The sequence below is a fragment of the Streptomyces zinciresistens K42 genome (assembly GCF_000225525.1).
GTDB classification, from domain to species: Bacteria; Actinomycetota; Actinomycetes; order Streptomycetales; family Streptomycetaceae; genus Streptomyces; species Streptomyces zinciresistens.
On sequence record NZ_AGBF01000002.1, the window covers coordinates 95,889 to 108,361 of the forward strand.

The 12,473-nt window shown below is 73.7% G+C and carries 10 protein-coding genes and 1 riboswitch; of the genes, 5 read left to right on the forward strand and 5 right to left on the reverse strand.

Annotated elements, in window-relative coordinates:
• Nucleotides 1-11: 11 nt before the first annotated feature.
• Nucleotides 12-950 (reverse strand): M56 family metallopeptidase, encoded by a 939-nt coding sequence (locus SZN_RS01820; protein ID WP_007490950.1) that lies wholly within the window; start codon nt 948-950, stop codon nt 12-14.
• Nucleotides 951-1,190: 240 nt separating this feature from the next.
• A complete protein-coding gene (gene fahA, locus SZN_RS01825; protein WP_007490951.1) occupies nt 1,191-2,411 on the reverse strand; it encodes a fumarylacetoacetase in 1,221 nt (406 codons plus the stop codon).
• A gap of 479 nt (nt 2,412-2,890) precedes the next feature.
• Here fahA and SZN_RS01830 point away from each other — a divergent pair, with 479 nt between their 5' ends.
• A complete protein-coding gene (locus SZN_RS01830; protein WP_050814983.1) occupies nt 2,891-3,739 on the forward strand; it encodes a Cof-type HAD-IIB family hydrolase in 849 nt (282 codons plus the stop codon).
• An 88-nt stretch (nt 3,740-3,827) separates the two neighbouring features.
• Here the strand turns inward: SZN_RS01830 and SZN_RS01835 are convergent, their stop codons facing one another.
• On the reverse strand, nt 3,828-4,565 hold the full coding sequence (locus SZN_RS01835; protein ID WP_007490955.1) for a LysM peptidoglycan-binding domain-containing protein: 738 nt from the start codon (nt 4,563-4,565) through the stop codon (nt 3,828-3,830).
• Between the two features lie 5 nt (nt 4,566-4,570).
• A riboswitch (cyclic di-AMP (ydaO/yuaA leader) is annotated at nt 4,571-4,757 on the reverse strand.
• Nucleotides 4,758-5,796: 1,039 nt separating this feature from the next.
• Between SZN_RS01835 and SZN_RS01840 the strand changes: the two genes are divergently transcribed.
• The 4 genes from SZN_RS01840 to SZN_RS01855 all read left to right on the forward strand — a co-directional run bounded on the left by SZN_RS01840 (nt 5,797) and on the right by SZN_RS01855 (nt 10,715).
• Nucleotides 5,797-6,807, forward strand: coding sequence for a polyprenyl synthetase family protein (locus SZN_RS01840; protein WP_007490957.1), 1,011 nt, complete (start codon nt 5,797-5,799; stop codon nt 6,805-6,807).
• A 562-nt stretch (nt 6,808-7,369) separates the two neighbouring features.
• Nucleotides 7,370-8,686 carry a LolA family protein gene (locus SZN_RS01845; protein ID WP_007490959.1) on the forward strand — a complete coding sequence of 439 codons (1,317 nt, stop codon included), beginning with the start codon at nt 7,370-7,372 and terminating at the stop codon, nt 8,684-8,686.
• Between the two features lie 102 nt (nt 8,687-8,788).
• Nucleotides 8,789-9,748: an ABC transporter ATP-binding protein gene (locus SZN_RS01850; RefSeq protein ID WP_043727543.1), complete on the forward strand. Its 960-nt coding sequence runs from the start codon at nt 8,789-8,791 to the stop codon at nt 9,746-9,748.
• Nucleotides 9,735-10,715 (forward strand): ABC transporter permease, encoded by a 981-nt coding sequence (locus SZN_RS01855; protein ID WP_007490962.1) that lies wholly within the window; start codon nt 9,735-9,737, stop codon nt 10,713-10,715. The genes SZN_RS01850 and SZN_RS01855 overlap by 14 nt, the downstream gene beginning before the upstream one ends.
• Nucleotides 10,716-10,719: 4 nt before the next feature.
• Here the strand turns inward: SZN_RS01855 and SZN_RS01860 are convergent, their stop codons facing one another.
• Together SZN_RS01860 and SZN_RS42215 are read right to left on the reverse strand one after the other, a co-directional pair.
• On the reverse strand, nt 10,720-11,898 hold the full coding sequence (locus SZN_RS01860; protein WP_007490964.1) for an amidase: 1,179 nt from the start codon (nt 11,896-11,898) through the stop codon (nt 10,720-10,722).
• Between the two features lie 14 nt (nt 11,899-11,912).
• Nucleotides 11,913-12,434, reverse strand: a complete 522-nt coding sequence (locus tag SZN_RS42215; RefSeq protein ID WP_007490966.1) for a DUF6668 family protein — start codon at nt 12,432-12,434, stop codon at nt 11,913-11,915.
• Nucleotides 12,435-12,473: the final 39 nt, after the last annotated feature.

Consider the following 12,473-nt stretch of genomic DNA (forward strand, 5'->3'; position numbering starts at 1 on the left):
GCCGGCCCCCGTCAGGCCAGCGCGGTCAGCCCCGGCGCGAACGTGATCAGCAGGGGCAGCAGCGGCACCAGCGTGGCCGCGGTCGTGGTGAGGGCACGGTCGCGGCGGCCCAGCCGGGGCGGCGGCTGGAGGAGCCGGTCGACGCGTTCACCCAGGAGGCGGTGGGTGGAGGCGCAGGAGAGCACACCCCGGTGCTGGTTCAGCTCGATCAGCGCCAGGGCGGTCGTCAGGTGGCCGCAGCGGCGGGACGCCGTGTCGTCGGCGGACAGCTCCACCAGGCGGTGGGTCTGGTCGCAGAAGTGCGCGAACAACGGGATGCGGGGGAAACCGGTGGCCAGTGCGGTGGACAGGTGCAGCAGCCAGTCGTGGTGGGCGCGGGCGTGGCCCCGCTCATGGGTGAGGACGGCGTCGAGCTGGTGGCCGGTGAGGCGGTGCAGGGCGCCCGTGGTGACGATCAGCTGGGGCGGGCTGCCGGGCATCCACCAGGCGTCCGGATACTCGTCCTCCAGGACCAGCAGCGGGCCGCGCGCCGGGCCCAGCCCCGCCGGCAGGTCGGGGGCCCGCTCCCGCAGGTGGGCCCTGGCCAGGCTCCGGCGCCGGCGGGCCTCGACCAGCTCACGGCCCAGCATCGCCGCGGTCCACGCGGCCCCGCAGGCCAGCACCAGGGTCAGGGCGACCGCCCAGACCGGCGCGGCCGACAGGTCGTACGCCTCGGTCACCGACGGCGGCGCCGGGGCGAAGAGCTGGGCCCGCACCGTGCCGAACACGGCGGCGGTGCCCAGGGCGAGTGCCGCCAGGCAGCTCAGCAGGACGGTGGCGACCAGGCACTGCCACACCCAGAGCGCGAGCACGGGTTCGCGTTCGGGCCAGGCGGCCCGGGTCAGCGCCCGGGGGGCCGGTACGGCGGCCGTCAGGCCGAGGACGCTCAGCAGGAGCAGGCAGACGGTCATGCCAGAGGCTCCGGATCCTGGTCAGGGAAGGTGCGCGGGCGGCGGTGCGGGGCGGTGGGCCGCGCACGCCCGTCAGGGTGTGCGTCCCACCGGCAGCCAGTATGACGGTGAGCCGTGCCCGCAGTCAGCGGGAAGGAAGCGGCGATCGGGACGCGGGGGACGGCCGGCCGGCCGCGGGAGTGCCGCGCCCGAGGCCGTGCACCGGCCCCCGGCAGCGGCCGGGCGGCCCGGACGTCCGCGTCATCCGGCGGCGACGCGCCCCGTGACCTCGCCGAGGCCCACCCGCACCCCGCCCGGACCGGGCGCCCACGCGGACAGCGTCACCACATCGCCGTCCTCCAGGAACGTCCGCTTGCCGTCCGGGAGTTCGAGGGGTTCGCGGCCGTTCCAGGTCAGCTCCAGCAGGGAGCCGCGTTCGCGCTCCGCCGGGCCGCTCACCGTGCCGGAGCCGTACAGGTCGCCGGTGCGCAGGGAGGCGCCGTTCACGGTCATGTGGGCGAGCTGCTGGGCGGCCGTCCAGTACATGGTGGAGAAGGGGGGCTCGGAGATCAGGTGCCCGTTGACGGTCACCGAGATCCGCAGGTCGTAGCCGCCGGGCTCGATGTCGGTACCGGAGTCGTCGAGGTACGGCAGCAGGGGGTGGGTGCGCCGCGGCGGGGCGACCCGCGCGTCCTCCAGCGCGTCCAGCGGGGTGATCCAGGCCGACACCGACGTGGTGAACGACTTGCCGAGGAAGGGGCCGAGGGGGACGTACTCCCAGGCCTGCACGTCGCGCGCGGACCAGTCGTTGAGCAGGCACAGACCGAAGACGTGCTCCCGGAAGTCACCGAGGGCCACCGGTTCGCCCATCGCCGAGGGGGCGCCGACCACGAAGCCGACCTCGGCCTCGATGTCCAGGCGGACCGACGGGCCGAAGACCGGCGCCGGGTCGGTGGGCGCCTTGCGCTGGCCGGACGGGCGGACGACGTCGGTGCCGGAGACCACGACGGTGCCGGAGCGGCCGTGGTAACCGATCGGCAGATGCTTCCAGTTGGGGGTGAGGGAGTCCTCGGCGTCGGGGCGGAAGATGCGTCCGACGTTGCGGGCGTGGTTCTCGGAGGCGTAGAAGTCGACGTAGTCCGCGACCTCGAAGGGCAGGTGCAGGGCCACCGAGGACAGCGGGTGGAGGAAGTCCTGGACGGCCTCCTGGTGCGCCGGGACCGTCACCCAAGCCGTCAGCGCGCGGCGCACGTCCGACCAGGTGGTGCGGCCCGCGGCGAGCAGCGGGTTCAGGGAGTCGCGCGCGAGCAGCGGGGCGTAGGGGGAGCCGAGCGCACGGGCGGCCCCGCCCGCGTCGAGGACGTGGTCACCGAGCCGGACGCCGACCCTCCGCGCGGAGTCCGCGCCCGGGAGGGAGAAGACGCCGTACGGAAGGTTGTGCGTGCCGAAGGGGTCGCCCTCGGGGAGATCGAAGGGGGGCATGGGGTGCTGCCTCACTCTCTTACGCTCCGTATGCCATGTGGTCTGGCCACACGTTACGGGTGAGGTGCCGGTCTTGGGCAGTGCGGATCCCGCGTCGCGCGAACCGCCGAACCGCCAGGTCACCAGGCGGGACGGCCGGTGGACGGATCGCCCGCGCGCCGCGCCGCCCGGCACGGGCGGGAACTCGGGCCGCTCGGGGCGGAGCGACGGGGCATGGAGACAGATCATGAAGAAAGGGAGGAGACCCGGGCGCCTCTCCTCACCCGCTTCTTCACCGTCGCGGTGCGCCGCGGCGGCACCTCCGCCGGCGAACACACGGGTACGACCTGGGGAGCGACTTCGGTGAAACAGGCAAAGACGGACGGCAGTTGTGCGCGGAACGACACAACTGGAACCGGAACAGCTGTCAACACATGTGAACCCGGCAGCCGTCCGGTTCACATCGAGTCGAGGGGGCGTCCTGTCCGTATTCTCTGATCATGGCCCCACCCCTTGCATATTCACTGATCGCCACTGACCTGGACGGGACGCTGCTCCGAGGCGACGACACACTCTCCGACCGGTCACTCCACGCGCTCGCCCGAGCGGCGGACGCCGGCGCCCGGCACCTCGTCGTGACCGGAAGGCCGGCGCCCAGAGTGCGGCCGCTGCTCGACGCCATGGGCAGCACGGGGCTCGCGGTCTGCGGACAGGGCGCGCAGGTGTACGACGCCGGCGCGGACCGTCTGCTGTGGTCCATCACCCTGGACCGGGAACTGGCGGAGACCGCGCTGGGCAAGATCGAGGCGGAGGTCGGGGAGGTGTACGCGGCCGTCGACCAGGACGGCGTCGACGGGCTGACGCTCATCGAGCCGGGCTATCTGATGCCGCACCCCACCCTGCCCGCCTTCCGCGTCGGCCGCCGCGACGACCTCTGGTGCGAGCCGATCAGCAAGGTGCTGCTGCGCCATCCCACGCTGTCCGACGACGAGTTGGCGGCGACGGCGCGCGCGGTGGTCGGCTCCCTGGCGACCGTCACCATGTCGGGACCCGGCACCGTCGAACTCCAGCCGTGCGGCATCACCAAGGCGACCGGTCTCGCGCTCGCCGCCGAGCATCTCGGACTCGGCGCGCACGAGACGATCGCCTTCGGCGACATGCCCAACGACATCCCGATGTTCGACTGGGCCGCCCGCGGTGTGGCCATGGCCAACGCCCACCCCGAACTCAAGGCGGTCGCCGACGCGATCACCCTCTCGAACGAGGACGACGGCATCGCCGTCGTCCTCGAACAACTGCTGGCGGACAGCCTGCTCGGCGTTCCGGCCGAGGGGGCGCTCAACCCGTAGGCGCCCCCCGTAGGCACCGGCCGTCCGGACGGGCCTCCCCCGTCCGGACCGACCGGGGGGCGACCCGCCCGGTCCGGGGGAGTGCGGCCTAGTAGGGGCCGTTCACGTTGTCGATCGAGCCGTAGCGCGCGGCCGCGTAGTTGGCCGCGGCCGTGATGTTCGCGACCGGGTCGAACGGGTCGTACGCCGTCCCGGCCACGTGGTACGTCGCGAAGGTCGGGTCGATGACCTGGAGCAGGCCCTTGGAGGGGGTGCCCGCCACGGCGTTGGAGTCCCAGTTGTTGATGGCGGCCGGGTTGCCGGACGACTCCCGCATGATGTTGCGGTAGAGGCCGTCGTACGACCCCGGAATCCCCTTCTGCCGCATGATGTCCAGCGCCTCGCGGATCCAGCCGTCGAGGTTGTTGGCGTACGTCCTGGCGGACGCCTGGGTCGCCTGGGCGACCGCGGACTTCTTCGCGGGGGCGACCGCGGGGTCGGCCGTCTTGGCCGGCTGGCCCGCCCCGGCCGTCCGGACCGTCAGGTCCAGGCCCGTGCGGATCAGGCGCGGGTCGTCGCCGACGGCCTTGCGGTTGTCCTTGTAGAGCTGCCGCCAGCCGCCCTGGGCGTCGTAGCGGTCGGCGATGCCGTAGAGCGTGTCGCCCTTCTTCGTCGTGTACGTGACGGACTTGACCTTGGCCACCGCGGGGGCCTTGGCCGGCTCCGCCGCGGTCGCGGTGGCCGCGCCCAGCAGCGGGAGCGCGAGGGCGGCGGTACCGGTTCCGGCGGCGATGACTCGTCGGGTGAGCGGGCTGAAGCTGGTGCGGCGGTGCTTGCCTCGGGGCATGGCGCTGTTCCTCTCCGGCGCCTGCGAGGTGAGCTGTCGGGTTCGGGCGGGAGATGCCCGGCCGCGCCGTCAGGGAGACGGCACGACTTCACCCCTAGCCGGCCCGGGGCGCCATCAAGGCGTCCGGTCCGGCGACTTACCTGGTTCCCCCGCTCCTGCCGTGCGTGTGAGTTGCGTAGGTGGATGACGCGAGCGGCGGCAGGATTAGGCGTCCGCTCGACTGAGCGGGAACGTATGCGAGAGCACATGCCCGGAACAAGTGCTGAAGTCACCTGACGTGCTAGTTGACCATGGTCCGAGGGTTTTGGGGTGCTTGATCCTTTGCGGTTGCCAACGTTCAACTCGCGTACGGGGGGCGGGGTGACGGGGGTGCGCCGCGCCCGCTGTGCACTGAGGGTGTGAAGGGGTCCGCGTGACCCAACTCACGAGGGAGCGTAAGTACCGCAAATCGGGCAATGAATCCAACTCACCCTTAATCGCCGGACCATGGGGTCCGATTTGGTCGTTTGGGAGTGATGCGCACCCTTCGTCTCCAGGGGGAGGGTGGAGGCGGCGAGTGCCGGAACCCTCCGCGCGGCGCGCGTCGTTGTGCTGGTGATCGCCCGCGGTGGCGCGCGGGTGGGGGCGGTGGGGGTGGTGACCGGTGCGGCGTGCGGGCCGTGGGTGGCGGGGAGTTGAGGGTGCGTCGGTGGACTCGCTCGGCCGAAGGAGGGCATGCGGAGGGGTGTGTGCGGGGGCGCCAGGGGTGCGGTCGGCGGGGCGCGGCGCCGGACGGCCGGGGCGGACCTGGGTGCGGATTCGCGGCCCCCGCCCGGGGCGGGGAGCCGGGGGGGTGGGAAGGGTGCCCGCGCATGATTCCGGGGCGCGCGTCGGCGGGCGCGAGCCCGCGGGCCGAGGGGGGGTGAGGGGGGGGTGAGGGGGTCGTGTGGGGCGGCAGGGGGGGCCATGCCCGGTTCGACGGAGGGGGTGATGCAGGTGAAAAGGGAACGAATGGGAATTCGAATCTGAGGGTTTTTCTGGAGATAGGGCGCTACTTCCTGATAAGTGGATCGATATACATCCTTATCAGGTGATCGAAAACATACCGGCAGTGATCCGATACCGCCCGTGGTGGACGGGTGGGCGGCATCGGTGATCGAAACGTGACCGGATACGCTGACTTGATTGAGGGCAGCGACCTATCGACAAACCGCGTAACCGCCAGCAGACACCAGCAGACAGGAGACCCCTCGTGACCGTCGTCGGGCCGTTCGGGCTGAGCGTGCGGGACCAGGCTCTGGAAGCCGATGTCCAGGCCGGATTGACGGCTGTCGAGGAGGGACTGCTCGAAGCCACCAAAAGCGAGGTCCCCTTCATCACCGAGGCCGCCCAGCACCTGGTCAGGGCGGGTGGCAAGCGGTTCCGGCCGCTGCTCGTGATGCTCGCCGCCCAGTTCGGGGACCCGTACGCGCCGGGCATCGTCCCGTCGGCGGTGGTGGTGGAGCTGACCCATCTGGCGACGCTGTACCACGACGACGTGATGGACGAGGCCGCGGTCCGCCGGGGCGTCGACAGCGCGAACACCCGCTGGGGGAACTCCGTCGCCGTCCTGACCGGTGACTTCCTCTTCGCCCGCGCCTCCCACATCCTGGCCGACCTCGGGCCCGAGGCGGTACGGGTGCAGGCCGAGGCGTTCGAGCGGCTGGTCACCGGGCAGATCCTGGAGACCGCCGGACCGCAGGACGGCCGGGACCCGGTGGAGCACTACCTCGACGTGCTCAGCGGCAAGACCAGCTCCCTGGTGGCCGTGTCCTGCCGGTTCGGGGCGATGATGTCGGGTGCCGACGAGACCGTGGTGGACGTCCTGACCCAGTACGGCGAACGCCTGGGCGTCGCCTTCCAGCTCGCGGACGACGTACTGGACATCGCGAGCGACTCGCACGAGTCCGGCAAGACCCCGGGGACCGATCTGCGGGAGGGCATCCCGACCCTGCCGGTGCTGCGGCTGCGGGAGCGGGCCGCGCGGCTCGGACTCGCCGAGGACATCGCGCTGTGCGAGCTGCTGGACTCCGACCTGAGCGACGACGCCCGGCACGCCGAGGCGCTGGCCGCGCTGCGGGCGCACCCCGCGCTGGAGCAGGCCCGCCGGGACACCGTGCGCTACGCCGAGGAGGCGCGGGCCGCGCTGGCGCCGCTGCGGGACGTGGACGCCAAGGCCGCCCTCATGGAGCTGTGCGACGCGGTGGTCCACCGGGCGGGGTGATCCTCGGGCCGGCCCGCGAACCCGGTGGTCCACCGGGCCGGGCGGCCCCGGTGACACTGGGCGCCGGGTGGCGTGGCGGGTCGGCGCACCGGGCCGGATGGCGTGGCCGGGAGGCGCACCGGGCCGGGGCGACTTCGGCCGCGCGCCGCGACAGCCGTACCGGTCGCGTCGGCCGTACCGGCTGTACGGCCCCCCATCGCGTTCCCAACACCGCGTCCCCCACCGCGTCCCAACACCGCGCGTCCCAACACCGCGTTCCAACACCGCGAGGCCCGCGCCGAGTTCGTGCCTCCCCCGGCCCGCACGGCGGCCTCCTGACCCGGACCCCTACGGGTCGGGGCGCGCACAACCGCCGTGTGTCATACCGCAGGCGTACGTGGAGTTGCCTCCGCAGGCTGACGAATCTTCCTGGCGTATTTGGTCAGATGGATAACACGACATCACCACTCCTCACCGATTCGGGTGAGAATGGCGGCTCAGGGGTGGACGAGTGCGCGGGGCCAGACCCGCGGACGAGGAACCGAGACGGACGGCCGCCGCCGACGACGGAGGTAAGGCACACATGGCACCGTACGAATCCGACGACAGGACGACCGCCGGGGAGGGCGACGACCTGCGTGCGGGGCGTCGCAAGGCCGCGCGGTACGTGGTCCCGGCCGCGGTGGTGGGCGTCGCGGCGGCGACCATCGGGCTGGTCCCGGCGATCGCCGACTCCGGCGACCCCGATCTGCCGGAGATCACCGCGCAGCAGCTCATCGAGAAGATCGCGAAGTCGGACGTACAGCAGCTGTCCGGCACGTTCAAGATCACGACGGATCTGGGGCTGCCCGACCTGGGCGGGCTGGCGTCCGGCTTCGCCTCCGGCGCCATGGGCTCGGGCTCCGGCGCGGGTGACGGCTCGTCCGCCGACCCCACGGCCAAGCTCACCCAGCTGGCGTCCGGCACCAACACCCTGCGCGTCGCCGTCGACGGCGAGGAGAAGCAGAAGCTCTCCCTGCTTCAGGACGCGTCGGAGTACAGCCTCATCCACAACGGCAAGGACATCTGGGGCTACGACAGCAAGACCAACGAGGTCTACCGCGGCACCACCGACGAGGGGCCGGGCGCCAAGGGCGGGGCCGAGAAGGCCCCGGCGACGCCGAAGGAGTTCACCGACCAGGCCCTGAAGGCGGTCGACGACACCACGTCCGTCACCGTCGACGGCACCGCGCAGGTCGCGGGCCGCGACGCCTACCGGCTGCTCATCAAGCCGAAGCAGTCCGGGACCACGGTCGGCGCGATCACCGTGGCCGTGGACGCCGAGACGGGCATGCCGCTGAAGTTCACCCTGACCCCGACCTCCGGCGGCGCGGCCGTGGTCGACGCCGGCTTCACCAAGGTCAGCTTCGCCAAGCCGGACGCCTCCACCTTCGCCTTCACCCCGCCCAAGGGCGCCAAGATCACCGAGGACGGCGACCAGGACGGGGCGGCGGCCGAGAAGCCCGGCGGTCCCCCGTCCGGGGGCCCCAAGTCCGGCAGCCCCAAGTCCGGCGGCCCTGGGTCCGGGGACGCCCTCCGCGAGAAGTTCGAGAAGGAGCGCGGCGGCGCGGCGGCCGAGGGCAAGGGTCTCGCGGCCGGCCCCGAGGTCATCGGCAAGGGCTGGAACTCCGTGGCGGTCCTGGACACCGGCGGCGAGGGCGTGCCGTCCGGCGCCGAGGCCGGCGGCGGCCAGCTGGGCGGCTTCCTGGACTCCCTCGGCGACAAGGCCACCGGCAAGTTCGGCTCGGGGACGGTCTTCAAGACCCGTCTGATCAACGCCCTGGTCACGGACGACGGCAAGGTCTACGTCGGCGCGGTCGACAAGGCCACCCTCGTGAAGGCCGCCGACTCGGCGAAGTAGCACGCGCGATCCACGGTCGCCGCAGGCGCACCACGAGTGGAAGAACCCGAAGAACCCGAAGAACCCGAGGAACCCGAGGAACCCGAGAAGTCCGAGGAGCCCATGGAGGAACGGCCCGCCGCGGAGGCAGGCGCGGTGATCGTCACCCGCGCGCTCACCAAGCGCTACCGCGGCGGGCAGCTCGCCGTGGACGGCCTCGACCTGACCGTCCCGGCGGGCAGCGTCTTCGGCTTCCTCGGGCCCAACGGCTCCGGCAAGACCACCACCATCCGCATGCTGATGGGGCTCATCGAGCCCACCTCCGGCAGCGCGCGCGTCCTCGGGCACCCCGTGCCCCGGGGCGCGCGCGCCGTGCTGCCGCGGGTCGGCGCGCTCATCGAGGGGCCCGCCCTGTACGGCTTCCTCACCGGGCGCGACAACCTCCTGCGCTACGACGCGGCCGACCCGACCGCCGACCCGCGCACCCGGCGCACCCGGGTCGCCGACGCGCTGGAGCGGGTGGGCCTGGCCGCCGCCGCGGGCAGGAAGGCCAAGGCGTACTCGCTCGGCATGAAACAGCGGCTGGGGCTGGCGGCCGCGCTGCTCCAGCCGCGCGCCCTGCTCGTGCTGGACGAGCCGACCAACGGCCTCGACCCGCAGGGCATGCGCGAGATCCGTTCGCTGATCAGGGAGTTGGCGTCGGACGGCACGACCGTCTTCCTCTCCTCCCACCTCCTCGACGAGATCGAGCAGGTCTGCACCCATGTGGCCGTGATGGCGCGGGGCAGGCTGCTCACCCAGGGCCCGGTGGCCGAACTGGCTGCCGGGACCCGCGGCCGGCTGGTCGTGACCACGCCGGACACCGCCGACGCGGCCCGGGTGCTGAAGGAGCAGGGCGCCGGCGACATCGCCGTCGCCGACGGCGACCGGGTGGACGCCGAGCCGCCGGACCGCGACCTCGCCGAGGTCAGCGCGGCCCTGGTACGGGCGGGTGTCCGCGTCCGGGGCTTCGCGGTCGAACGGGCCTCCCTGGAGGACGCGTTCGTGGCGCTCACGGGGGAGGGATTCGATGTCGCGGGCTGAACCCGGCGTACGGCCCGGAGCGGGACACGGGGAAGCCGGCGCGCGACCGGCGGCCGAGGCGGGAGCTGATGCGGGGCCGCGGGCGTCCGGACCCGTCGGCACGGTCGCCGGGCCGCCCCGCGGGCCCGGACCGCTGTGGACCCTCGGCCTCTTCCGCAGCGAACTGCTGACGACGTTCCGGCGCTGGCGCACCCTCGCGCTGCTCGGTGTGCTCGCCGCCGTGCCGGTCCTGGTCGGGATCGCCGTGCGGATCGAGACCGGCGACGGGCCCGCGGGCGGCGGCGGGCACGGCGACGGACCGGCGTTCATCTCGCAGATCACCAACAACGGGCTGTTCCTGGTCTTCACGGCCCTGGCCGCGACCCTGCCGTTCTTCCTGCCGATGGCGATCGGCGTCGTCGCGGGGGACGCGATCGCGGGCGAGGCGAGCGCGGGCACCCTGCGCTACCTCCTGGTCGCGCCCGCGGGCCGTACCCGCCTGCTCCTCACCAAGTACGCGACCACGACGGCCTTCTGCCTGGTGGCGACCCTCGTGGTCGCGGTCTCCGCGCTGACCACGGGAGCGCTGCTGTTCCCGCTGGGTGAGCTGACCACCATCTCCGGCACCCGCATCGGCTTCGGCGAAGGGCTCCTCAGAGCGCTGCTGATCGCCCTGGTCGTCGCCGCCTCCCTGATCGGGGTGGCGGCCCTCGGGCTGTTCGTCTCGACGCTGACCAACAGCGGCATCGCGGCCATGGCGACGACCGTCGGCCTGCTGATCACCGTGCAGATCCTCGACCAGATCCCCCAGCTCCAGGCGATCCAGCCGTACTTCTTCTCCCACTACTGGCTGTCCTTCGCCGACCTCATGCGCGACCCGGTGTACTGGGACGACCTGCTGAGGAACCTCGGTATCCAGGCCGTCTACGCGGCCGTGTTCGGCTCCGCGGCCTGGGCGAGGTTCACGACGAGGGACGTCACGGCCTGACCGGTCACCGGACCGCCCCTTGCGCCGCCTGCGCCACCGCGAGCAGCAGGGACTCCTCGCCGTGCGCCGCGACGAGTTGGAGGCCGACCGGGCATCCGTCCGGGCCGGGCCCCGCGGGGACGCTGATCGCCGGATGGCCGCTCAGGTTGAACGCCCAGGTGAGGGCGGTGGAATAGCGCTCCCCGGGACCCTCGTGGCCGTGCGGGGGGACGGGGGCGGTCGGCGTCAGCAGCAACCGCGCCTGGCCGAAGAGGGCCGCCAGACGGCGGTCGTTGGCCTCCCGGACGCGCCCGGCGCCGGGGAAGGGACCCGCGTCCGGACTCCGCAGCGCGAGCCAGGCGGGGGCCGGGTCGTCGAGGCGCAGCGGCGTCCGGGGCCGGACCAGGCGCAGCACACCGGTCTCGGCGAGGCGCACGGCCGCCGTGTGCGCGACGGCGACGACGGCCGGGTCGGGGGAGTCGAAGCCGAGGTCGGACGACCAGACGGCGGGGAGCGCGCCACCGCCGCGGCGGTGCGCCGCGCCATCGGCCGGCGCGTCCCCCGACAGCACCGCCCAGGACACCGCGGCGTCCCGCGCGCACCGCGCGAGCAGACCCGGCGCCGCCAGGCCCGTACGGTCCGGCGACGGCAGCCGCCCGTTGCCCGCCTTCAGTCCGACGACCCCGCACCAGGCCGCGGGGATCCGTACCGACCCGGCGCCGTCGCTCCCGGTCGCCAGCGGCACCAGCCCCGCCGCCACGGCCGCCGCCGAACCGGCCGAGGAGCCGCCCGGGGTGCGGTCCGCACGCCACGGGTTGGCCGTGGGGCCGAACCGCCCGAGTCCCCAGGTCTGCCAGGGAGTTCCCGGCCCCGGGACGGAGGTCGCCCCGACCGGGACGCATCCCGCCGCGAGCAGCGGGCCCGCCGAGCGCAGTCCGTGCCGCCCCTTCACCCCGAGCGGCACCCCGGCCAGCGGCGGGCGCTCGCCCGCGCCGATCCGCGCGTCCACCTCGCCGGCCCGGCGCAGCGCCTCCTCGCCCCACACCTCGGCGAAGGCGGACAGGGCCGGGTCCAGCCGCTCGATCCGTTCGAGCGTCCGCGCGACGACGTCGACCGCGCGCACCGCCCCGGACCGCACCGCGGAGGCGATCCGTACGGCCGTGAGCGAGGCGGGCGGGGCGGTGGGCAGGTGCGCGGGCCGCACCCCGCCCCGGCCGCTCAGCGCACACGCCCCGTCAGCCGTGCCAGCGCCCGCGCCTGACCGGGCGGTGGCCCGTCGAGTTCGCCCAGCCGCCACGCGGGCACCCACGGCACCCGGTACACGTCGATGACCGACTCGATCACCCTCACCCGCTCGGCGAGCGGTCGCGGCAGCCGTCCCGGCGCGTCCGCGACCAGGACCACGGCGTCGAGGTCCAGCCCGTGCGGCGCCCGCCCGAGCCGGAAGACCTCCAGGGCGCCGAGGGCCGCCGCCAGCCCCGAGGCGTGCGTACGGGCGACGAGGAGCACCGAGCGCGGTGCGGCAGGACCCGGCCAGGCGGCACCGCAGTCCCGGCCGCCGTAGACCGCGGCGAGGGTGGAGGCACCGGCTCCGCCGTGCACACCGACCCACGAGAAGCGCCGGGGGGCGAAGGAGGCGGCGGCGGGCGGTGGTTGCCCGACCGGCGCGACCGGGCCCCGCACCCAGATCTCCGGGCCCGGCTCCGAGGGGCCCCGCTGTAGCTGCATGTCGGTGCCCATGCCCGCACTCCCTCCCGGTCACGCCAGAAGACCCGTGGT

What these genes read in the sequence shown, in the direction of transcription:
- SZN_RS01820 (WP_007490950.1), bottom strand. Translation starts at nt 950, where the DNA reads ATGACCGTCTGCCTGCTCCTGCTGAGCGTCCTCGGCCTGACGGCCGCC.
- fahA (WP_007490951.1), bottom strand. Translation starts at nt 2,411, where the DNA reads ATGCCCCCCTTCGATCTCCCCGAGGGCGACCCCTTCGGCACGCACAAC.
- SZN_RS01830 (WP_050814983.1), top strand. Translation starts at nt 2,891, where the DNA reads ATGGCCCCACCCCTTGCATATTCACTGATCGCCACTGACCTGGACGGG.
- SZN_RS01835 (WP_007490955.1), bottom strand. Translation starts at nt 4,565, where the DNA reads ATGCCCCGAGGCAAGCACCGCCGCACCAGCTTCAGCCCGCTCACCCGA.
- SZN_RS01845 (WP_007490959.1), top strand. Translation starts at nt 7,370, where the DNA reads ATGGCACCGTACGAATCCGACGACAGGACGACCGCCGGGGAGGGCGAC.
- SZN_RS01850 (WP_043727543.1), top strand. Translation starts at nt 8,789, where the DNA reads ATGGAGGAACGGCCCGCCGCGGAGGCAGGCGCGGTGATCGTCACCCGC.
- SZN_RS01855 (WP_007490962.1), top strand. Translation starts at nt 9,735, where the DNA reads ATGTCGCGGGCTGAACCCGGCGTACGGCCCGGAGCGGGACACGGGGAA.
- SZN_RS42215 (WP_007490966.1), bottom strand. Translation starts at nt 12,434, where the DNA reads ATGGGCACCGACATGCAGCTACAGCGGGGCCCCTCGGAGCCGGGCCCG.